This is a genomic window from Halomonas shantousis (genome assembly GCF_054654615.1).
In genome coordinates, this window is record NZ_BAAIER010000002.1 from 1,801,614 (window position 1) to 1,822,362 (window position 20,749).

General features: G+C 61.4%; 18 protein-coding genes. 16 read left to right on the top strand and 2 right to left on the bottom strand.

Features of this window, described 5'->3' with window-relative positions; translation table 11 throughout:
* Positions 1–91 precede the first annotated feature (91 nt).
* Entirely contained in the window at positions 92–1,171 is a 1,080-nt protein-coding gene (locus ACYQ12_RS08730; protein ID WP_459870302.1) for a 3-deoxy-7-phosphoheptulonate synthase, read from the bottom strand.
* A 366-nt stretch (positions 1,172–1,537) separates the two neighbouring features.
* Between ACYQ12_RS08730 and rpoE the strand changes: the two genes are divergently transcribed.
* A complete protein-coding gene (gene rpoE, locus ACYQ12_RS08735; protein ID WP_459870305.1) occupies positions 1,538–2,143 on the top strand; it encodes an RNA polymerase sigma factor RpoE in 606 nt (201 codons plus the stop codon).
* 14 nt (positions 2,144–2,157) lie between these two features.
* On the opposite strand, the gene ACYQ12_RS08740 is transcribed toward rpoE, so the two are convergent.
* The gene (locus ACYQ12_RS08740; protein WP_459870307.1) at positions 2,158–2,382 is read right to left on the bottom strand and encodes a hypothetical protein; all 225 of its coding nucleotides are present in this window, start codon (positions 2,380–2,382) and stop codon (positions 2,158–2,160) included.
* Between the two features lie 53 nt (positions 2,383–2,435).
* Between ACYQ12_RS08740 and ACYQ12_RS08745 the strand changes: the two genes are divergently transcribed.
* The 15 genes from ACYQ12_RS08745 (at position 2,436) to ppc (ending at position 20,745) form a co-directional block, all read left to right on the top strand.
* On the top strand, positions 2,436–3,122 hold the full coding sequence (locus tag ACYQ12_RS08745; RefSeq protein ID WP_459870310.1) for a sigma-E factor negative regulatory protein: 687 nt from the start codon (positions 2,436–2,438) through the stop codon (positions 3,120–3,122).
* Positions 3,122–4,111, top strand: a complete 990-nt coding sequence (locus tag ACYQ12_RS08750) for a MucB/RseB C-terminal domain-containing protein (RefSeq protein WP_459870313.1) — start codon at positions 3,122–3,124, stop codon at positions 4,109–4,111. Before ACYQ12_RS08745 ends, ACYQ12_RS08750 begins: the two co-directional genes overlap by 1 nt.
* A gap of 22 nt (positions 4,112–4,133) precedes the next feature.
* A complete protein-coding gene (locus tag ACYQ12_RS08755; RefSeq protein ID WP_459870316.1) occupies positions 4,134–4,589 on the top strand; it encodes a SoxR reducing system RseC family protein in 456 nt (151 codons plus the stop codon).
* 200 nt (positions 4,590–4,789) lie between these two features.
* A complete protein-coding gene (locus ACYQ12_RS08760; protein WP_459870319.1) occupies positions 4,790–6,217 on the top strand; it encodes a DegQ family serine endoprotease in 1,428 nt (475 codons plus the stop codon).
* A gap of 257 nt (positions 6,218–6,474) precedes the next feature.
* Entirely contained in the window at positions 6,475–8,292 is a 1,818-nt protein-coding gene (gene lepA / locus ACYQ12_RS08765; protein WP_459870321.1) for a translation elongation factor 4, read from the top strand.
* Positions 8,293–8,303: 11 nt separating this feature from the next.
* Positions 8,304–9,107: a signal peptidase I gene (gene lepB, locus ACYQ12_RS08770; RefSeq protein ID WP_459870324.1), complete on the top strand. Its 804-nt coding sequence runs from the start codon at positions 8,304–8,306 to the stop codon at positions 9,105–9,107.
* A gap of 37 nt (positions 9,108–9,144) precedes the next feature.
* Positions 9,145–9,837 (top strand): ribonuclease III, encoded by a 693-nt coding sequence (gene rnc, locus ACYQ12_RS08775; RefSeq protein ID WP_459870326.1) that lies wholly within the window; start codon positions 9,145–9,147, stop codon positions 9,835–9,837.
* Positions 9,834–10,733, top strand: coding sequence for a GTPase Era (era, locus tag ACYQ12_RS08780; RefSeq protein WP_459870329.1), 900 nt, complete (start codon positions 9,834–9,836; stop codon positions 10,731–10,733). Before rnc ends, era begins: the two co-directional genes overlap by 4 nt.
* 25 nt (positions 10,734–10,758) lie before the next feature.
* On the top strand, positions 10,759–11,475 hold the full coding sequence (gene recO, locus ACYQ12_RS08785) for a DNA repair protein RecO (protein ID WP_459870332.1): 717 nt from the start codon (positions 10,759–10,761) through the stop codon (positions 11,473–11,475).
* 152 nt (positions 11,476–11,627) lie between these two features.
* On the top strand, positions 11,628–12,440 hold the full coding sequence (gene pdxJ, locus ACYQ12_RS08790; RefSeq protein WP_459870335.1) for a pyridoxine 5'-phosphate synthase: 813 nt from the start codon (positions 11,628–11,630) through the stop codon (positions 12,438–12,440).
* Positions 12,441–12,589: 149 nt separating this feature from the next.
* Positions 12,590–13,486 (top strand): cysteine synthase CysM, encoded by an 897-nt coding sequence (cysM, locus tag ACYQ12_RS08795; protein ID WP_459870337.1) that lies wholly within the window; start codon positions 12,590–12,592, stop codon positions 13,484–13,486.
* Between the two features lies 1 nt (position 13,487).
* Entirely contained in the window at positions 13,488–14,909 is a 1,422-nt protein-coding gene (locus tag ACYQ12_RS08800) for a methyltransferase domain-containing protein (RefSeq protein WP_459870340.1), read from the top strand.
* Positions 14,893–17,163: a GTP diphosphokinase gene (gene relA / locus ACYQ12_RS08805; RefSeq protein WP_459870343.1), complete on the top strand. Its 2,271-nt coding sequence runs from the start codon at positions 14,893–14,895 to the stop codon at positions 17,161–17,163. The genes ACYQ12_RS08800 and relA overlap by 17 nt, the downstream gene beginning before the upstream one ends.
* Positions 17,144–17,965 (top strand): nucleoside triphosphate pyrophosphohydrolase, encoded by an 822-nt coding sequence (gene mazG / locus ACYQ12_RS08810; RefSeq protein WP_459870346.1) that lies wholly within the window; start codon positions 17,144–17,146, stop codon positions 17,963–17,965. Before relA ends, mazG begins: the two co-directional genes overlap by 20 nt.
* A 131-nt stretch (positions 17,966–18,096) precedes the next feature.
* Positions 18,097–20,745 (top strand): phosphoenolpyruvate carboxylase, encoded by a 2,649-nt coding sequence (ppc, locus tag ACYQ12_RS08815; RefSeq protein WP_459870349.1) that lies wholly within the window; start codon positions 18,097–18,099, stop codon positions 20,743–20,745.
* Positions 20,746–20,749 lie beyond the last annotated feature (4 nt).

Below are 20,749 nucleotides of genomic sequence, written 5' to 3' on the forward strand. Positions count from 1 at the left end.
TCCTCGCAACATGACTGAAGAAAAGGGCTCGCTTGCGGCGAGCCCTTCGATTGGGTGAGGCATGCGGTCGGTGGGCCGAGACCCTCGTGCGTCAAATATCGCGGCGGCGCCCGGCCAACACCGGCCGCAGCTTGTCCGACATCTTGCGCATCGCTAGTTCGGTGCTTTCCCAATCGATGCATGCGTCGGTGATCGAGACCCCGTACTTGAGCTGCGAATGGTCTTGAGGAATCTTCTGATTCCCCCAGCCAATGTGGGATTCCACCATCAGGCCGATGATCGACTGATTGCCTTCCAGGATCTGATTGGTGACGTTTTCCATTACCAGCGGCTGCAGGGCCGGATCCTTGTTGGAGTTGGCGTGGGAGCAGTCGATCATGATGTTCGGCTTGACCTGGGCCTTGCGCAGTTCCTGTTCGGCGAGCGCGACGCTGACGCTGTCGTAATTGGGCTTGCCATTGCCGCCACGCAGCACGACATGACCATAGGCGTTGCCACGGGTGCGGATGATGGCGACCTGTCCGGCCTGGTTGATGCCAAGAAAGTTATGGGGATGAGCAACCGACTGCAGGGCGTTGACCGCAACATCGAGGCTGCCGTCGGTGCCATTCTTGAAGCCGACCGGGCAGGATAGGCCGGAAGCCATTTCGCGGTGGGTCTGGGATTCGGTGGTGCGTGCCCCGATGGCCGACCAGCTGATGCAGTCCTGCAGATACTGTGGCGAGATGGGGTCGAGGGCCTCGGTGGCCAGCGGCAAGCCCATTTCCGCCAGTTCGACCAGCAGGCCGCGTGCGATGTGCAGGCCTTCTTCGATCGCGAAGGAGTCGTCCATGTGCGGGTCGTTGATCATGCCCTTCCAGCCCACCGTGGTACGCGGCTTCTCGAAATACACGCGCATGACGATGTAGAGACTATCCTTGACCTCGTCGGCCAGGCGACGCAGGCGCTGCGCATAGTCGCGTGCAGCTTCGACATCATGAATGGAACAGGGGCCGATGACGACCAGCAGGCGGGGATCTTCGCCATTGAGAATCTGCTGGATAGTGCGGCGTCCCTTGATGACGGTCTCCTCGGCAGCGGCGGACAGGGGAATGTCCTGCTTGAGCGCATCGGGAGTGATCAGGACGTCCTGGGAGAGGACGTTGAGGTTGTTGACCTGCTGTTCAGACATTCAGCTACCCGTTGATGTGTTCCTGCGATAAACAGGAGTGTCGTGACAAGTGCGCTTACTATCGCTTGTGGGCCATGGGGAAATCAATGTCAAAGGCGAATCTGATAGCCTGTACCGAAGATGGCGACAAGCGTTTCATGCGGTTTGTCTTGATGGTATGCCAAGAAACAGGAACACTAAGACCTATTGAAAGTGGCTGTTACCATTCGTTTCCTGTCGCGGCCCTGCTGGCCGGCGTGATCGGATGTCATTGATAGCCCGTGGATCCAGGTTGAATTTATGAACTTTCTGCACCCGTTATTGTTTGGCATCAGGCGCTTTTCGGCGCTTCGACCGTTGAGTCTCGCCCAGAAAGGGGGGGCGTGAATGGGCACCAAAGAAACCGATCAGCAACTCGTCGAGCGTGCCCAGAAAGGCGATACCCGGGCTTTTGATCTGCTGGTAAAGAAGTATCAGCACAAGATCATCGGTCTGATAGGGCGGTATGTACATGATCATGCGGAAGTTCAGGATGTGGCGCAGGAGGCCTTCATCAAGGCTTACCGTGCCTTGAGCAATTTTCGCTCGGAAAGCGCCTTCTATACCTGGATGTACCGAATTGCCATCAATACCGCCAAGAATCATCTCGTCTCACGTGGCCGACGTCCGCCGGGGAGTGATCTGGATATTGCCGATGCCGAAATCGTCGACCACAGCGGGCGTCTTTCCGATATCGAAACGCCCGAGGCTTCCATTGCCCGCGATCAGCTCGAGGCGGCCGTATTCGAGGCTATCGAGAATCTTCCAGAAGATCTCAGGACGGCGATCACGCTGCGTGAGTTCGATGGGCTCTCCTACGAGGATATCGCCAATATCATGCAGTGTCCGGTGGGGACGGTGAGGTCACGCATTTTCCGGGCGCGTGAAGCCGTCGATCGGCATATCCAGCCGCTGCTTACCACGAGCCGCGACGAGGATGTGATCCATGAATGAACGGAAAAATTTATTCATATGCCCGATTTCAGTGAACTGAAACGCGTCCCCGACGTCTCAGCAGACATAGCAGGGAAGGAAGGGGCCCGGGGATGATCCGGCGCATCCTTGTTGTGCAGGGCTTCCGAGTCGATGTCGATGCTGCCGACACCAAAGAGGCGCCTGCAGCTGGTGACGTTCGCCTGAAGATCGAAGATCCGAATATTGACGGTGAGCGGCAACAAATAATAAGCAGTCATCGTACTGCTCGTAATGTGTGGCTACCCGCCTTGTCGAGTGTGAGGGTATGAGAATGAATCAGAGTCTACGGGAATCGTTGTCGGTACTGATGGACAACGAAGGTGATGAGCTCGAGCTGCGTCGTGTTCTGAAGTCGCTTGGAGAATCACCCGAAGAGGCTGATGTGTGGCGCCGCTATCATCTGGCACGCAGCATGATGCAGCGTGACCGGGAGGCGGATGTCAGTGTGGATCTGTCTGCCGGCATCATGTCACGGATAGCGTCCGAGCCATTGCCTGAGGTGGAGACTCGCTCGGCGCCACGCCGCGGTTCGCCATTTTCCTTCGCCGGCAGTGCCGCGATTGCCGCTGCCGTGACACTGATGGTGATTGGTGGGGCTCGATTCTACAATGTGGGCGGAGAAGATGCCGGTACCCAGGGTGAACTGGCCGGTCTGGATGGTGAAAACCGCTCCCGGACAACCCTTCCCGTCGCCAACGAGACGGCTCCGCTCACCCAGTTCCCGCTCTTTCAGTCGCCGGCCGCTTCCGATGGTCTGATGGCCGTAGGAGCCGAAGCGCCATTCTTCATGTCGCCCAGCCAACGTCAGTCTCAGCAGGCAGAGGTGGAGCAGACGCGCGCCTTGCAGGCTTATCTGGACCGCCACGCTCAAGGTGCAGCGTATCGCTCCGGCGACGCCTGGATGCCGTTGCTGCGCTCAAACGGCTACGTCGCCCAAGAGTCGCCGAGCCAGCGCTGATGTTGCCGGTGTTGGCCGCTACCTTGCTGGTAGCCGTGTTCCCGTGGCAGCAGGCATATGCCCAGCCTCCCGACGAGACGCGCTCCGTAAGCAGCTTCAATTGTCCTGAACTGGCGGAGCAGCCTCGGCCGGAGACGGCAGAGCATTGGCTGAAGCGAAGCCTGTGGGCGGGGCATTGTTATATCTTCCGGGCTCGCGGCGTTCGCCTCAGTCATGAGGGCGTCAGAACACTGGCGCTCTTTCATCAGGTACGGGACGGCGTTGAGCATGAAGTGGCGCGTTTTCTTGACGGTCCTCCGGTCATTTACGAGCGGCGCGGAAGGGTCGGTCGTGCCGCTTGGTCGGTCGATGGCAATCGGGAGCCTCAAGCCTCTCCCGATGCCATCGTCTCGCACCTCGACGATCATTATCGGCTGCGGCTCGCTGGCGAGGAACGTATCGCCGGGCGCATGACCCAGCGCCTGGATATCGAACCGCGGGATCCGCTGCGTTATGGCCATCGAATGTGGCTCGACGGTGAGACGGCGCTGCCGCTCAAGCAGCAACTGGTTGCGGTAGACGGTCAGGTGCTCGAGACCTTTCAGATGACCGATCTCGAGGCGCCTCGCATCTACGAAGGCGGCATCGTCTTCGAGCCGGTCAAGGAGGCGCCAGCTACGCTCTGGGAGCCCGCCTGGTTGCCCCCGGGGTATCAGGCTCAGCCGGTCACTCCCCATCTTGCCGTGAGTGCATCCCGAGTGGAGCATCGTCTGTACAGCGACGGTCTGAACAGCTTCAGCCTGTTCGTGGAGCCGCTCTCTTCGGCGATCACCAAGCTGTCACCGGGAGTCTACCGTTCGGGCGTATCGCAGGCGGCGGTTCGTCACGCTTCGCTTGGCGGCAGGGCCATGCAGATTCTAGTGGTCGGCGAAGCGCCGGCAGAAGTGTTGGCGCGTGTCGCTTCGCATGTCGTATGGAACTCCTCCGATACGGCAGCGGCGGAGCCATAAGCCCAGAGCAGGATTTCCCGTCATGATGGAGCAGGAAGGCCGTGTCGTTGCCGTGCGCGACGGACAGGCGTGGATTGAAACTCAGCGTCGTTCCGGGTGCAGCGGTTGTCAGGCCCGTTCCGGCTGTGCCCAAGGCATGCTGACCAAATGGTGGCACCGCCCTCATCATCTTACCATTGACTTCGACAAGAGCCTGCCGCTTGCCGAAAACGATCGAATCGTCCTGGGAATCGAGGAGCGCATCTACCTGCAAGGTGTCGCGCTTCTCTATGGCATACCATTGATGACGGCGATCATCATGGGAGGGCTTGCCGAACAGTGGGCGGGGCGTGGAGCGCTTCTCGTCCCGGGAGGTTTCGTGCTGGGCCTTATCCTGGGGCTGCTGGGCGTGTCCTGGCATAGCCGACGGGATGCCTCGCGGGCGTTTTATCGCCCGGTTCTGCTGCGGCGAATTCGTCCATCCGGACGAAACGAGTGAACTCTTGGCGCGTTCAAGCATCAATGAAAAGCGGATGCGAGAAACGTGCGAAGTTAACGCCTTGGTTCTCCATTGCCCCATGCAGCGATGCCTCTGGGTAGAGCCTCGGTGACATGGCGTTTTGTATCGTCACATGACCCGCCATGCCGTCGATTCGAACATGTCTTAAACGAATCCAAGTGTTGTAGCAGGAGCCCTTGATGGAACGTATGACACGACAAATCTCACCTTGGCTGCTGGCGCTGTTTGCCTTCCTGGCGGTTCAGGTGGCGCAGGCCCGTGAACTGCCCGATTTTACCGAACTCGTCAAACAGGCGGCGCCTGGTGTGGTCAACATCTCGACGACACGGGCGGTTCCGGTACGCAGTGCATCTCCCTTCGGGCCTCAGGGACAGGAAATCCCCGACATCTTTCGTCACTTCTTCGGTGATCAGTTTCCCCAGATGCCCGGTTCGCCCGGACAGGGTAGCGAGGAGCGCCACTCGCTGGGTTCCGGCTTCGTTATCAGTGAAGACGGTTACATAATGACCAACGCTCACGTCGTCGAGGGCGCTGATGAAATTGTAGTCAGCCTCAACGATCATCGCGAGCTGCAGGCCGAGCTGGTCGGTTCTGACAAGAAGACCGATGTGGCCTTGCTCAAGGTCGATGCCAATGACCTGCCGGTACTCAGGCTGGGCAATTCCGATGAGCTGGAGGTCGGCGAATGGGTGGCCGCGATCGGTTCGCCGTTCGGTTTCGATCATTCGGTGACGGCGGGTATCGTCAGCGCCATCAATCGCACCCTGCCCAGCGATGCCTACGTCCCGTTCATTCAGACCGATGTCGCCATCAACCCCGGCAACTCGGGTGGTCCGCTGTTCAACCTGGATGGCGAGGTCGTGGGTATCAACTCCCAGATATTCACCCGTAGCGGCGGTTTCATGGGGCTGTCGTTCGCTATCCCGATCAGCGTGGCCATGAATATCGCCGATCAGCTGCGTACCGAAGGTCGGGTCAGCCGTGGCTGGCTGGGGGTCGTGATTCAGCCGGTGTCGCAGGATCTTGCCGAATCGTTCGGCCTCAAGAACGCACGCGGTGCCCTGGTAGCCGATGTGGCTCCCGAAGGTCCGGCAGCACAAGCGGGCCTGCAGGCCGGTGATATCGTCCTCGAGGTCAATGGCGAAGACGTCGAGTCCTCCATGACGCTGCCGCGCTTGATCGGTCGCGTTAGTCCGGGTCAGGAGGTTCAGCTTGAACTGCTGCGTGATGGTGAATCGAAGCAGCTCTCGGTGGAAGTGGGCCATTGGCCTGATGAAGAGCAGGCGAGCGACGACGCTGCAACGGGGCAGCAGGGCAGCCAGGCCCGGCTGGGCATTGCCGTGCGCGATCTCACCCAGCAGGAGCTTGATCAGCTTGGCATCGAGTCTGGCGTACTGGTTCGTCAGGTAGAACCCGGTGGCGTTGCAGCCAAGGCCGGCATCACCGGTGGCGATATCATCGCAACGTTTGACCAGAAACCGGTAGAGAGCGCCGAGGAACTGATGGAGGCGATCGATAATGCCTCTTCGAATCGTGCCATTCCGGTACGCATCATTCGCGATGGTCGGCCGCTGTTCGTCGCGCTGCGCCTTTCCGAAGAGGAGTAAGCCGTTCATTAGCCGTTATCAAAGAGCGGCGCAGTAGGGTATGGCGGGGCCTTTTTGGCCCCGCTTGCCTTTGTACTCAAAAAAGGCAGCCTGCCGCTTTCATGCTCTTCGGGCGGCGGCATGTCGGCACCCGCGAGGGAGTTTGCTGTTCCTGTCAACGCCATGCCGGTACAATGCCGACAATCAATTTTTACGCATCCCGCACTGGCGCTTTCCTGATTGTCTCCGGGGTGTCTACATGGAATCGGAACGGCTCGATGTCTCACGACGCAAGTAGCGGAAAATTAAAGCATATTCGAAACTTCTCGATCATTGCCCACATCGATCACGGCAAGTCGACGCTGGCGGATCGCATCATTCAGCTATGTGGCGGCCTGACCGAACGCGAATTGAAGGAGCAGGTGCTCGACTCGATGGATATCGAGCGCGAGCGCGGCATCACCATCAAGGCACAATCCGTCACTCTCGATTATCAGGCTCAGGACGGCCAGACCTACCAGCTCAATTTCATCGACACACCGGGCCATGTCGATTTTTCCTATGAAGTTTCCCGTTCGCTTTACGCATGTGAAGGGGCGTTGCTGGTTGTCGATGCTGCCCAGGGGGTCGAGGCGCAGTCGGTTGCCAACTGTTATACCGCCATCGAGCAGGGGCTCGAGGTTCTACCGGTGCTCAACAAGATGGATCTGCCGCAGGCCGATCCGCTCAAGGTTTCCCAGGAGGTCGAAGAGATTATCGGCCTGGATGCCACCGATGCCTGTCAGGTGTCGGCAAAGACGGGGTTGGGCATGGCCGAGTTGCTCGAACGGCTGGTGAGAGACATTCCGCCGCCCAAGGGGGATCCCGATGGCCAGTTGCAGGCATTGATCGTCGACTCCTGGTTCGACAATTATCTGGGGGTGGTCTCGCTGGTGCGGATCTTCGACGGCACTCTGAAAAAGGGCGACAAGATCCGCATGAAGTCCACCGGGCGCGACTGGGAGGTCAACGAGGTCGGTATCTTCACGCCCAAACGCCACCAGACCAATATCCTGCGTGCAGGTGAGGTGGGGTTCGTCGTGGCCGGCATCAAGGACATTCATGGTGCGCCCGTCGGCGATACCATCACGCATACCAAGACGCCCGACGTGGTGCGCCTGCCGGGATTCCAGAAGGTCAAGCCGCAGGTTTATGCCGGGATGTTTCCGGTCAGTGCCGAGGATTACGAGGATTTCCGCGACGCGCTCGAAAAGCTGGCGCTCAACGATGCCTCGCTGGCCTACGAACCGGAGAATTCCGATGCCCTGGGCTTCGGCTTTCGTGTCGGGTTCCTCGGCACACTGCACATGGAAATCATTCAGGAGCGTCTGGAGCGTGAATACGATCTCGATCTGCTGACCACGGCGCCGACGGTCGTCTACGAACTGGCCATGGACAATGGCGAGGTGATTTACGTCTCCAACCCCTCCAAGCTACCCGACATGGCCAATGTCGATGAGATGCGCGAGCCCATCGTTCGCGCCAGTATCCTGGTGCCGCAGGAGTTCGTGGGCAACGTCATCACCGAATGCGAGCAGCGTCGCGGCAACCAGCTTGACATGCAATTCCTGGGTAGCCAGTTGCAGCTCACCTATGAACTGCCCATGAGCGAAGTGGTCATGGACTTTTTCGATCGTCTAAAATCCATTTCCCGTGGCTACGCCTCGCTCGACTACAGTTTCGAGCGTTTCCAGCCCGCCAAGCTGGTACGCCTGGACGTGCTCATCAATGGCGACAAGGTGGATGCGCTGGCTGTCATCATTCACCGCGACCATGCCCACAGCCGGGGGCGGGCACTGGTGGAAAAGATGAAGGAGCTGATTCCGCGCCAGATGTTCGACGTGGCCATCCAGGCCGCCATCGGCGGTCAGGTGGTGGCTCGTTCCACCGTCAAGGCCCTGCGCAAGAATGTCACCGCCAAATGCTATGGTGGCGACGTGACCCGCAAGAAGAAACTGCTCGAAAAGCAGAAGGCGGGTAAAAAACGCATGAAACAGGTAGGTCGGGTGGAGATCCCTCAGGATGCCTTCCTCGCTGTACTCAAGATGAATGACTAGGAAACGAACTCATGGATTTTTCGCTTCTGCTGGTGGTGGCCGTCGCCGTCACAGGCTTGCTCTGGCTGATGGACGCCATCTGGTGGCGGCGAAAGCGCCACGCCGCATTGACGGTCGCTGAGAGCGGCGCCGGCGGACCGCTCGACGAGGGGTCACGTGACGAAATCACCAAGGAGCCCTGGCTGATCGATTATGCCCGCTCCTTCTTTCCCGTGCTTCTGGTGGTGCTGCTGGTACGCAGCTTTCTGGTCGAGCCGTTCCAGATACCCTCCGGCTCGATGCGCCCGACCCTTGAGATAGGGGATTTCATTCTCGTCAACAAGTTCACCTATGGTCTGCGCCTGCCGGTGACCAACACCGAGGTCGTCGATCTCGGTGAGCCGGAGCGGGGAGATGTCATGGTGTTCCGCTTCCCTCAGGATCCCTCCATCAACTTCATCAAGCGGGTCATTGGCCTGCCGGGGGACCACATCCGTTACGCGGATAAGCAGCTTTACGTCAATGGCGAGCCGGTTTCCAAGACATTGATCGAAGCCAATCCTCTGCAAGCCCCCGCCGAAGAGCTGTTTGCGGAGCAGCTTGGGGAGGTGAATCATGAGGTCTATAACAACCCGCGCGATCCCGGCCCCCAGATGCGAGAAGTCGTGGTGCCGGCTCACCATTATTTCATGATGGGTGACAACCGCGATCACTCCAACGACAGCCGCTACTGGGGCTTCGTTCCCGAAGAGAACATTGTCGGCAAGGCCTTTGCAGTTTGGCTGCATTGGGACGGCGGTTTGCCGAGCTTTTCGACGGTACGCAAGATTCATTAATGCATGCTTATGCGCTTCATGACCAAACGGGAGATCCGTGAGTAGCTCGTTAACCACCTTCAGTCGTCGAATCGGCTACCAGTTTCGCGATGCAGCGTTTCTGGAACTGGCGCTCACCCACCGCAGCTATGGCGGTGAAAACAATGAGCGGCTGGAATTCCTCGGCGACTCCATCGTCAATTTCGTAATTGCCGAAGCGCTGTTCCAGCGCTTCCCCCAGGCGCGTGAAGGTCAGCTTTCTCGCCTGCGTGCACGTCTGGTCAAGGGCCAGACGCTGGCCGAACTTGCCCGTGAGTTCTCGCTCGGCGAATACCTCCGGCTTGGCTCCGGTGAGATGAAGAGCGGAGGGTTCCGGCGCGACTCTATTCTTGCGGATGCCGTGGAGGCCGTCATCGGTGCGATCTATCTTGATGGAGGCATGGAGATCGCCAAGGCGCGCGTGCTGTCCTGGTACGGTACGCGTCTCGAGGCCATCGACCTGCAGGACACCTTGAAGGATCCCAAGACTCGCCTGCAGGAGTTCCTTCAGTCACGTCAGGCGGCGTTGCCACGTTATGACGTGGTTTCCGTGGAAGGAGAGGCACATGCCCAGACGTTCACTATCGAGTGTCATGTCGACATGCTGGCCGACCATACCCTGGGTGTCGGTGCCAGCCGCCGTCACGCTGAACAGCAGGCTGCCGAACGCGCCCTGGCGAGGCTGGAGCCGACACGAGGGAAGCGCTCATGACTGAAACCTGCGGATTCGTTGCCATCGTCGGACGCCCCAATGTCGGCAAGTCGACCCTGATGAACCGGATTCTGGGCCAGAAGATTTCCATTACCTCCCGGCGCCCCCAGACGACGCGCCACCAGGTGATGGGGATCAAGACCGAGGGCGAGACTCAGTTCATCTATGTGGACACCCCGGGCATGCATATCATGTCCAAGGATCGCAACAGGGCGATCAACCGCTTCATGAACCAGGCCGCGACCCAGGCCCTGCGCGATATCGACTGCGTCGTGTTTCTCGTCGACCGCACGCGCTGGACGAAAGAGGACGAAGTGGTGCTGGAGAAGCTGACGCATGTCAAGGCGCCGGTGATCCTGGCGATCAACAAGGTCGACTGGCTGGAAGACAAGAATGAACTGCTGCCCTGGCTGGCCAAACTTTCCGAGAAGCGAGACTTCGCGGCGGTGATGCCGGTTTCCGCCAAGCACGGGACCAATGTGCCGGAATTGGAGGCAGAGGTCGCCAAGTACCTTCCCGAAAGCTTTCATTACTTTCCCGAGGATCAAATCACCGACAAGAGCCAGCGCTTCCTGGCGGCCGAACTGGTCCGTGAAAAGGTCATGCGTCAGCTGGGCGACGAGCTTCCCTACCAGATGACCGTCGAGATCGAGGAGTTTCGCGACGAGGGGCGTATCGTCCATATCAGCGCGTTAATGCTGGTGGAGCGTCAGGGGCAGAAGAAGATCCTGATCGGCGAGAACGGCGAGCGTATCAAGAAGATCGGCCGCGAAGCCCGCCTCGAGATGGAGCGGGCCTTCGGTACCAAGGTGATGCTCAACCTGTGGGTCAAGGTCAAGCGGGGCTGGTCGGACGACGATCGCGCATTGAAAAGCCTGGGTTACGATCTCGAGTGACGGTTCGAGCTGAGAGCGAGGCACCATGACGCCCCAGCCAGCCTATCTTCTTCACAAGCGTCCTTACCGGGAAACCAGCGCCTTGGTCGACCTGCTCACTTTGGAGCATGGTCGGGTGAGGGCGGTGGCGCAGGGGGTGCAGCGTTCGGGTAGCAAGTCCCGCGCACGTCTGCAACCGTTCAGCCCGCTGCATGTCACCTGGACCGGGGAAAGCGATCTCAAGCGTCTGCGATTGATGGAGTCGTCAGGCGGGGTATCGTTGCTGGCGGGAGAAGGCTTGCTATGCGGGTTCTATGTCAACGAGCTGCTGACGCGCACCCTGCCGCTGGAATTCCCCGTCCGCGAGGTCTTCGGCATCTATGCGCTGACGCTGGAGGCGCTGACCTTGCCGCAGCACCGGGCGCCGGCTCTGCGACGTATGGAAATCACCCTGCTCGAAGCGCTCGATGCGGCACCCGTTTTCAGTGACGAGCACGACGCGCCGCTGGAGCCGGCTGGCAGTTACGTCTACCGTCCGGAAACCCGGCACTTTCGTCGGGCCGGACCGGATGAGCGCGGAACGGATGGCCGCTCCCTCCGGCTGCTGGCCCGTGGTGACTGGGAGGCGCCGGGACTCGCCGGGCTGGCCAAGCAACTGACACGTGTTGCGATGGCCCCGTTGCTGGGGCATGCCCCCTTGCGCTCGCGTGAACTCATGTACAGGCTGGCGGCCCAACGTCAGCGTATCTCCCGGACGGAATGACTGCTGCATGCCGCGCAGCGTGGCCCGGTCGTGGACCGGGTCCGGGTGGCTATGCGGCGACCGTGGTCGTGGCCATTGCGCTATGTTCCGACAGGCAACTGTCTTTTTCCGTCAGGTTCTGACTCTCTTTCGCTTCGATTGGAGATGATCTCATGTATCCCCCCCGCATCCTGCTTGGTGTCAACATCGACCACATCGCTACCCTGCGTCAGGCGCGCGGCACGCGCTATCCGGATCCCGTTCAGGCGGCTCTGCTGGCCGAGGAGGCCGGGGCCGACGGGATCACCGTGCACCTGCGCGAGGATCGCCGCCACATCCAGCCGCGTGACGTGCGTCTGCTGGCCGAAATGCTCAACACCCGGATGAATCTTGAGATGGCCGTCACCGAGGAGATGATCGCCCTGGCCGAGGAGATCCGTCCGGCCCACGTATGCCTGGTGCCGGAAAAGCGTGAGGAACTGACCACCGAGGGAGGTCTCGATGTGGCGGGGGATCCCGAGCGTGTGCGTGATGCCTGCCGTCGGCTAAGCGATGCGGGATGCGAGGTGTCGCTGTTCATCGATCCCGATCCGCTGCAGATTCAGGCGGCATACGACGTGGGGGCTCCGGCGGTCGAGCTGCATACCGGCGCCTATGCCGAGGCCAGCGGCGATGCGGCACGTGTCGAGCATGAGCGCATCGCTGCCGCGGCGGAGCTGGCCAGCGAACTGGGATTGATCGTCAACGCCGGGCATGGCCTGCATTATCACAATGTCGAGGCTATTGCCGCGATCCCCGGGATCAACGAACTCAATATCGGCCACGCCATCATCGCCCGGGCGCTGTTCGTAGGGCTCAAGGAAGCCGTGGCGGAAATGAAGCGGCTGGCGATTGCCGGCCAGGAGAGCGGGCTGATGGCGCAGCTGGATGCGCATGCGCTGGATCACGAGCACGGCCATGAACATCAGGATGACTGTTGCTCTTGATATGCCGCACGGACGCGCCTGTCCTCATGTCGAAGGCGAAGATATAATTCGGAATATCTTCATTTATCTGTAACGTTTCGCGTGCCCGGGCTCATGGCGGTTCGCCCGCTACCGAGCCGCTTGCCTTATCGCGACTCAAGGACAACAACATGCATTTTCCCACTCTCGAGGAAATTGTCGGTCACACTCCGCTGGTACGCCTGGCTCGCATCACTGCCGGGCAGGGCAATACTCTGCTGGCCAAGCTCGAAGGGCATAATCCGGCGGGGTCGGTCAAGGACCGCCCGGCACTATCGATGCTTGACGAAGCCGAAGCGCGTGGAGAGATCGCGCCTGGCGACACCCTGATCGAGGCCACGTCGGGCAATACGGGCATTGCGATGGCAATGGCCGCTGCGATCAAGGGTTACCGCATGGTCCTGATCATGCCTGAGAATGCATCCAATGAACGCAAGCAGGCCATGGCGGCCTATGGTGCAAAATTGATTACCGTCAGCCAGGCGGCAGGCATGGAAGGGGCTCGCGATCTGGCCGATGAGATGATCGCCCGTGGCGAAGGTAAACCGCTCAATCAGTTTGCCAACCAGGACAATCCGCTGGCGCATTATCGCACCACCGGGCCGGAGCTCTGGGAGCAGACCGGGGGAAGGCTGACCCATTTCGTCAGCGCCATGGGCACCACCGGTACCATCATGGGCACCTCGCGCTATCTCAAGGAGCGCAATCCCGATATCCAGGTCGTCGGCCTGCAGCCCGAAGATGGCGCGAGCATTGCCGGCATCCGGCGTTGGCCCGCGCAGTACCTGCCGAGTATCTACGACGATTCACGTGTCGATACGGTACTCGATATCGGCCAGCGAGAGGCCGAGGAGCATATGCGCCGCCTGGCTCGCGAAGAGGGCATTCTGGCCGGGGTCTCCTCGGGAGGCGCATTGGCCGGTGCGCTGCGTATCGCGGAAACGGTCGAGAATGCCGTGATCGTGTTCATCGTCTGCGATCGAGGAGATCGCTACCTTTCCACGGGCCTTTACGCCCCGGAGCTCTGACATGCCCATGCTCGGCAAGCGTCGACCGGCGAAACCCAGGACGTCCACAACGGTCTTGCCTGCACGGCGAGAGGTCGCGCCACATACCGAAGAGACCGGTGTGCTGGTCATCGAGCGGCTCGCCCACGATGGGCGCGGCGTCGCCAGGGCGCGGTCGGGCAAGACGGTATTCGTGGATGCCGCCCTGCCGGGTGAGCAGGTTCGTGTCGCGGTGCACCGTACGCGCAAGCGTTTCGACGAGGCGCATGTCGTCGAAACGCTGCATGAGGCGCCGTCCCGTAGCGTGCCTCCATGTCCGCATTACGCCCGTTGCGGAGGCTGCGACCTGCAGCATCTGGCGCTGCCCGAACAACGTCGGCACAAGCTCGACGTGGTGCGCGAGCTGTTCGCTCGCCAAGGGCTCGAGCTGCCCGAGACGCTGGAACTGATCGCAGGCAGTGGCACTGGCTATCGCCGTCGTGCCCGGCTGGGGGTCAAGATCGATGCTCAGGGGGCCGTCCATCTGGGCTTTCGTGCCCGTCGCAGCGACCACCTCGTCGATATCGATTCCTGCCTGGTCCTGGTGCCGTCGCTGGCGCGACTGCTGGAGCCGCTGCGTGAACAGCTCGCGGTACTCGAGGCGCCGCGTCGCGTCGGGCATATCGAGCTTGTCGAGGCCGATGCAGGCGCCTGCGTGATTGTTCGTCAACTACGTGACGTGCCCGAGGATGCCGAACGCTGGCGAAGTTTTGCCGAACGCCATGGGGTTTTCCTGGCCTGGCGGGTCGGTCGCGATACCTCGAGGCTGAGCTGGCTCGGCGACACACCCGATCTCAGCGTCACGTTGCAGATTGAGGGCAGAAAACTGGCGCTGGGGTTCGCTCCGGGGGATTTTCTTCAGGTCAACGCCGAGGTCAACCAGGCGCTGGTCCAGACGGCGCTTGACTGGCTGGCCTTGCAGGGTGACGAGCAGGTCATGGATCTGTTTGCCGGCGTAGGTAACTTCACCCTGGCGCTGGCACCTCATGTAAAGGCAATCACCGGTATCGAAGGCAGCCCGGAGATGGTGGAGCGTCTGCGGCACAATGCCGAGCGGGCCGACCTGCAGGTCAGCGCGCGGCAGGCCGACCTGGGCTCCGTGGCGCCGGATTTCCAGGCGATCGATGTGGTCGTACTCGATCCGCCCCGCGAGGGAGCCGACCGAGTATGCCGGGCGCTGGGGCGCAGCAAGGTCCAGCGTATTCTGTATGTATCCTGTGATCCGGCATCGCTGGCGCGTGATGCGGCGCATCTGGTGCAAGGCGGCTATCGCATCACGCAGGCGGCCGTTGCCGACATGTTCGCCCATACGGCACATCTCGAATCCATACTGCTGTTGACGCGTGATGCCGTGCAGGGCGGCGGACAGGCATCGGGAAGGGACGATAATGGTCAAGGTTCGTGAGGATCAGCCGCTGACACCCAGCGGCAACGTGGATATCGATCAGTGGCTGTCTCGCCTGCAGGAAGATGTGTCGCTGCGTCAGGTGAATGAGATGCGGGCGGCATGCGAGCTGGCCGAACGTCTCTCGAAGGAAACGGGCAAGTTGCACGGTGCCTGGCTGGACGAGGGGTCGAGCTTTCGTATCGGCCTGGAAATGGCCGACATTCTGGGCGAGCTCAAGCTCGATCAGGCCTCGCTTGAGGCCGCTGTCCTCTACCGGGCGGTTCGCGAGGGACGGATCAGCGTCGAGGGCGTCGAAAAGCGCTTCGGCAAGGAAGTGGCGGGGCTGATCGAGGGGGTGCTCAACATGGCCGCCATCAGCCAGCTGCAGGCGCCCAAGCAGGGGCTTTCCCAGCACAATCAGCAGGAAAACCTGCGCAAGATGCTGATCACCATGGTCGACGATGTCCGCGTCGCCCTGATCAAGATCGCTGAGCGCACCTGCGCGCTGCGTCAGGTCCGCGAAGCACCCCGGGAAAAGCGCCTGCGGGTATCGCGGGAGGTGTTCGACATCTATGCGCCGCTGGCGCACCGGTTGGGTATCGGCCAGGTCAAGTGGGAACTGGAGGACCTGTCGTTTCGCTACCTGCAGGAAGACGACTACAAGGCGATCGCCAGGCAACTGGCCGAGAAGCGGCTCGACCGCGACCGCTATATCCATGAGGTGATCGCCTCCATCAAATGCCTGCTGGAGCAGCAGGGCATCCTCGAGTACAAGGTGGACGGCCGGGCCAAGCATATCTACTCGATCTGGCGCAAGATGAAGCGCAAGCGCATCGACTTTTCCCAGGTCTACGACGTGCGCGCCGTGCGTATCCTGGTGCCCGAACTGACCGACTGTTACACCGCACTGGGTATCGTCCACTCGCGCTGGCACCACGTGCCCAACGAATTCGACGACTATATCGCCAACCCCAAGAAGAACGGCTATCAATCGCTGCATACCGCGGTGATCGGGCCGGAGAACAAGGTACTGGAGATCCAGATCCGTACCTTCGCCATGCACGAAGAGGCGGAACTCGGTGTCTGCGCCCACTGGCGTTACAAGGGCACCGACGTCAACGCCAAGAGCCGCAGCTACGAAGAGAAGATCGCCTGGCTGCGCCAAGTGCTCGAGTGGCAGGAGGAGGTCGGTGACATCGGGGATCTGCGCGAGGGGCTGAACAGTGATGTGGCGCCCGATCGCATCTATGTCTTCACGCCGGACGGCCACGTCATCGACCTGCCCAAGGTCGCCACGCCCATCGATTTCGCCTACCGCGTACATACCGAAATCGGTCATCGCTGCCGGGGAGCAAAGGTCAACGGGCGAATCGTGCCGCTGACCTTCCGCCTCAAGACGGGTCATCAGGTAGAAATTCTCACCGCGACCAAGGGCGGGCCGAGCCGTGACTGGCTGAACCCGACCCTGGGATTCGTCAAGACGTCGCGGGCACGGGCCAAGATCCAGTCTTGGTTCAAGCATCAGGCACGCGACCAGAATCTCGAAGAGGGACGGCATCTGTTCGAGAAGGAGTTCCGGCGCCTGGATCTTGAGGGGTTCGATCTGGTGACGCTGGCCAAGACCGTCAACTACCAGAACGCCGATGACATGTATGCTGCCATCGGCGCCGGTGACCTGCGTATCGGCCAGGTACTGCATCAGGCTCAACAGCTGTTCGGCGATACCGACGATCAGGAGCAGCTCGAACGCCTGCTGGCCAAACCCAAGCGTCCCCATGGCAAGGACGACGCCAGTGGCATCACCGTGCTCGGCGTGGGCAATCTCAAGACCGCCATGGCCAACTGCTGCCATCCGGTACCGGGAGATCAGATCATCGGTTTCATCACCCAGGGGCGCGGCGTGACGATCCACCGTCAGGACTGTCCCAACATCCTGCAGCTGCGCAGCGAGGAGCCGCGGCGTATCGTCGACGTGGAGTGGGGCAAGCGGGCCAGCACCCAATATCCGGTGGATATCGAGATCGAAGCCTGGGATCGCTCGGGCCTGCTTCGCGACGTCACCCATGTACTCACACATGACAAGGCCAACGTGCTCTCGGTCAATACCACCACCGACAAGCACGACAACATCGCGCGCATGAAACTGACTCTGGAAGTCGATGGGCTCGAGGCGCTGGGGCGGATATTTGCGCGTATCCAGCAACTGCCCAACGTCATCGACGTCAAGCGACTGCGCAACGGAGGAGGCGTGCATGACCGAACCGCGCCATGACCTGGACGATCTGTTGACCCTGATGGCCGTACTGCGTGACCCTGAGCAGGGCTGTCCCTGGGATCTCAAGCAGGACTGGAATTCCATCGTGCCGCACACGCTGGAAGAGGCCTATGAAGTGGCCGATACCATCGAGCGGCGTGCGTTCGACGAGCTGCCCGGCGAATTGGGGGATCTGCTGTTTCAGGTGGTTTACTACAGCCAGTTCGGTGTCGAGGAGGGGCGCTTCGATTTCCATGATGTGGTGCATACCCTGACGACGAAGATGCTGCGCCGTCATCCGCATGTCTTCCCCGACGGCACATTGGCGTCACGGCGCAACGTTTCGGAAGATGTCAGTACCGAGCACATCAATGCGCGTTGGGAGGCGCTCAAGGGTGAGGAGCGTACGGCACGTCGGGCCACCTCGGTGCTCGACGACGTCCCACGGGCGTTGCCTGCCCTGTCACGTGCCGCCAAGTTGTCCAAGCGCGCGGCCAGGGCCGGATTCGACTGGCCGGACACCCGCGGCGTGATCGCCAAGATCCGTGAAGAGATCGCCGAAGTCGAGGAGGCCCTCGAGGCCGGCGACACGCCTCACGCTCGGGAAGAAGTCGGTGATCTGCTGTTCGCCGCAGTCAATCTGGCGCGCACGCTCGGGGCCGATCCCGAACAGGCGCTGCGAGCGACCAATACCAAGTTCGAACGACGCTTTCGCTACATCGAACGGGCGCTGGACGACCAGGGGCGGGCACTGGATTCCGCGAGCCTGGCCGAAATGGATGCGCAGTGGGAGGCCGCCAAGCGTAAAGAGCGCACCTAGCCACTCGTGCATGGGTTACAAGCTGCCACGTTCTATTTCCGGCATTGCCAGGGGCGACGCATGCGATGCCGGTTCGACGCCTGTGCAATGCATACCGCCATGTGGCGGACAAGACGATTCACGGAGGGCCTATGAGTCACGACTTGCACGAATCTCTGCGAGACAATGTACGGATACTGGGAGATAGCCTGGGACATACCATCGCCGATGACCTCGGGGCGGAATTCGTCGACAAGATCGAGACCATTCGCGCTTTCGCCAAGCGCGGCCGCCAGGGCGATCCGCAGGCGCGTCATGAACTCATCGAGTATCTGCGTGCGTTGCCGGAGCAGGACATGTTGCCGGTAACGCGCGCCTTCAACCAGTTCCTCAATTTCGCCAACATTGCCGAACAGCACTACCGGGCCCGCTTTCGCCGTGTCGAGGACTACAAGCCCGGTACCCAGCCCGATCTCGGTGAACTGCTGGCCCGGGCTCGGGAGGCGGGACACTCGCCGCGCCGCCTGGTCGAGACCCTGGCCGGCATGCGTGTCGAGCTGGTGCTCACCGCACATCCCACCGAAGTCATTCGGCGTACGTTGATTCAGAAATACGATGCCATCGACGAGTGCCTCAGCGTCATGGAGGCGGCATCGGAGCGCCCCGAGAAGGGGCAGCGCGCCCGGGGTCGGCTCGAGGAGCTGATCAGCCAGGCCTGGCATACCGATGAAATCCGTCATGAGCGCCCCACACCGGTCGACGAGGCCAAGTGGGGGTTTGCCGTCATCGAGAATTCGCTATGGCAGGCGGTGCCCGACTTCCATCGCGATCTGGACAACCTGCTGCTCGATACCGCTGGCGAGCGTCTGCCCTTGGATGCGGCGCCGCTGCGCTTTGCCTCCTGGATGGGCGGCGATCGCGACGGCAATCCCAATGTCACGGCCAAGGTCACCGAAGAGGTGCTGCTGCTGGGACGCTGGATGGCTGCCGATCTTTATCTGCGCGATCTCGAGCAGTTGAAGGCGGAGCTGTCGATGTGGAAGGCCAACAGTGCGCTCCGCTCCGATGTGGGGAACGAGCCGGAGCCGTATCGAGCCGTGCTCAAGCGGCTGGCCGCACGGGTCGAGGCGACTCGCGACTGGGCCAAGGCCCGCCTGGATGGTGAGCCGACCAGGGACGACCCCATCATCGAGACGCGCGATCAGCTCTATGCCCCCTTGCTGGCCTGTTACCGTTCACTGTGCGATGTCGGGCTGCATACCATTGCCAATGGCGTTCTGCTCGACACTCTGCGCCGGGTGGCGGTGTTCGGCGTGACCCTGACCAAGCTCGACATTCGTCAGGAGGCCGGGCGTCATGCCCAGGTGTTCGAGGAGCTGACCGATTATCTGGAACTGGGTCATTACCGCGACTGGGAAGAGGCGCAACGCCAGGAATTTCTGCTGACGGAGCTGCAATCGGCGCGTCCCCTGATTCCTCGGCGCTGGGAATGTTCCACCGAGACGCACGAGGTCATCGATACCTTCCGCACCATTGCCCGGGAGCATCGCGAGGCGCTGGGCACCTACATCATTTCAATGGCGGCGCAGCCTTCCGACGTGCTGGCCGTGGCGCTGTTGATGAAGGAGATCGGCGGCGATGCCCGTCTTCCCATCGCACCGCTGTTCGAGACGCTGGATGACTTGAACCACGCGGGCGACGTCATCGACCGTCTGCTGGCGCTGCCGGGCTATCGCCGCCTGACCGGGGATTGCCAGGAAGTCATGATCGGCTACTCCGATTCGGCCAAGGACGCCGGGCAACTGGCGGCTGCCTGGGCGCAGTATCGCGCCCAGGAGCGTCTGGTCGAGGTATGCAATCGTCACGGAGTAGCACTGACGCTCTTCCATGGTCGGGGGGGCACGGTGGGTCGCGGCGGCGGCCCGGCGCATGCGGCGATCCTGTCGCAACCGCCGGGCTCGGTGAACGGCAGCCTGCGCGTGACGGAGCAGGGCGAGATGATCCGCTTCAAGTTCGGGCAGCCCGACATTGCGCTACGTTCCATGGAGATCTACACCGGGGCCGTACTGGAAGCGACACTGCTGCCGCCTCCGGTCCCCGAGCCGCAGTGGCGCGAGGAGATGGATCGTCTGGCCGATATCGCCCACAAGGCGTATGTCGGTGTGGTGCGCGAGGACCCCAACTTCGTGCCGTACTTCCGAGCCGTGACGCCCGAGGGCGTGCTGGGGCGGTTGCCGCTCGGCTCGCGTCCGGCCAAGCGCCGCCAGGAGGGCGGCGTGGAGTCCCTGCGCGCCATTCCGTGGATTTTCGCGTGGACCCAGACCCGACTGATGCTGCCGGCCTGGCTGGGCAGCGGTGAAGCCTTCGTCAGGCGACTGGAAGAAGAAGGTGGCCTGGAGCGGCTGCGTGAGATGCGGTCGCAGTGGCCCTTCTTCGCCACCTACCTCGACATGCTCGAAATGCTGCTCGCCAAGTCGGATCCGGAAATTGCCGTTTACTACGAGCGCCGTCTGGTCGACGAACCGGCCCTGCAGGCGCTGGGCGGCCAGCTGCGCGAACGACTGCAGCGTCTGGAAAGCGTGCTGCTGACGATTCTCGACCAGCAGGCCCTGCTGGAGAATACGCCTCTGATCTATCAGGCCATCGAGGTGCGCAATCCCTATATCGACCCGTTACATGGCCTGCAGGCGGAGCTGCTGCAGCGTAACCGCGATGCCGACGGTGCCATCAGTGCCGAGCTGTCGCGTGCGCTGATGGTGACCATGGCGGGGATTGCCGCGGGACTGCGCAATACCGGCTAGGAAG

Coding starts and splice junctions, on each gene's coding strand:
- ACYQ12_RS08730 (WP_459870302.1), bottom strand. CDS start 1,171: ATGTCTGAACAGCAGGTCAACAACCTCAACGTCCTCTCCCAGGACGTC.
- rpoE (WP_459870305.1), top strand. CDS start 1,538: ATGGGCACCAAAGAAACCGATCAGCAACTCGTCGAGCGTGCCCAGAAA.
- ACYQ12_RS08740 (WP_459870307.1), bottom strand. CDS start 2,382: ATGACTGCTTATTATTTGTTGCCGCTCACCGTCAATATTCGGATCTTC.
- ACYQ12_RS08745 (WP_459870310.1), top strand. CDS start 2,436: ATGAATCAGAGTCTACGGGAATCGTTGTCGGTACTGATGGACAACGAA.
- ACYQ12_RS08750 (WP_459870313.1), top strand. CDS start 3,122: ATGTTGCCGGTGTTGGCCGCTACCTTGCTGGTAGCCGTGTTCCCGTGG.
- ACYQ12_RS08755 (WP_459870316.1), top strand. CDS start 4,134: ATGATGGAGCAGGAAGGCCGTGTCGTTGCCGTGCGCGACGGACAGGCG.
- ACYQ12_RS08760 (WP_459870319.1), top strand. CDS start 4,790: ATGGAACGTATGACACGACAAATCTCACCTTGGCTGCTGGCGCTGTTT.
- lepA (WP_459870321.1), top strand. CDS start 6,475: ATGTCTCACGACGCAAGTAGCGGAAAATTAAAGCATATTCGAAACTTC.
- lepB (WP_459870324.1), top strand. CDS start 8,304: ATGGATTTTTCGCTTCTGCTGGTGGTGGCCGTCGCCGTCACAGGCTTG.
- era (WP_459870329.1), top strand. CDS start 9,834: ATGACTGAAACCTGCGGATTCGTTGCCATCGTCGGACGCCCCAATGTC.
- recO (WP_459870332.1), top strand. CDS start 10,759: ATGACGCCCCAGCCAGCCTATCTTCTTCACAAGCGTCCTTACCGGGAA.
- pdxJ (WP_459870335.1), top strand. CDS start 11,628: ATGTATCCCCCCCGCATCCTGCTTGGTGTCAACATCGACCACATCGCT.
- cysM (WP_459870337.1), top strand. CDS start 12,590: ATGCATTTTCCCACTCTCGAGGAAATTGTCGGTCACACTCCGCTGGTA.
- ACYQ12_RS08800 (WP_459870340.1), top strand. CDS start 13,488: ATGCCCATGCTCGGCAAGCGTCGACCGGCGAAACCCAGGACGTCCACA.
- relA (WP_459870343.1), top strand. CDS start 14,893: ATGGTCAAGGTTCGTGAGGATCAGCCGCTGACACCCAGCGGCAACGTG.
- mazG (WP_459870346.1), top strand. CDS start 17,144: ATGACCGAACCGCGCCATGACCTGGACGATCTGTTGACCCTGATGGCC.
- ppc (WP_459870349.1), top strand. CDS start 18,097: ATGAGTCACGACTTGCACGAATCTCTGCGAGACAATGTACGGATACTG.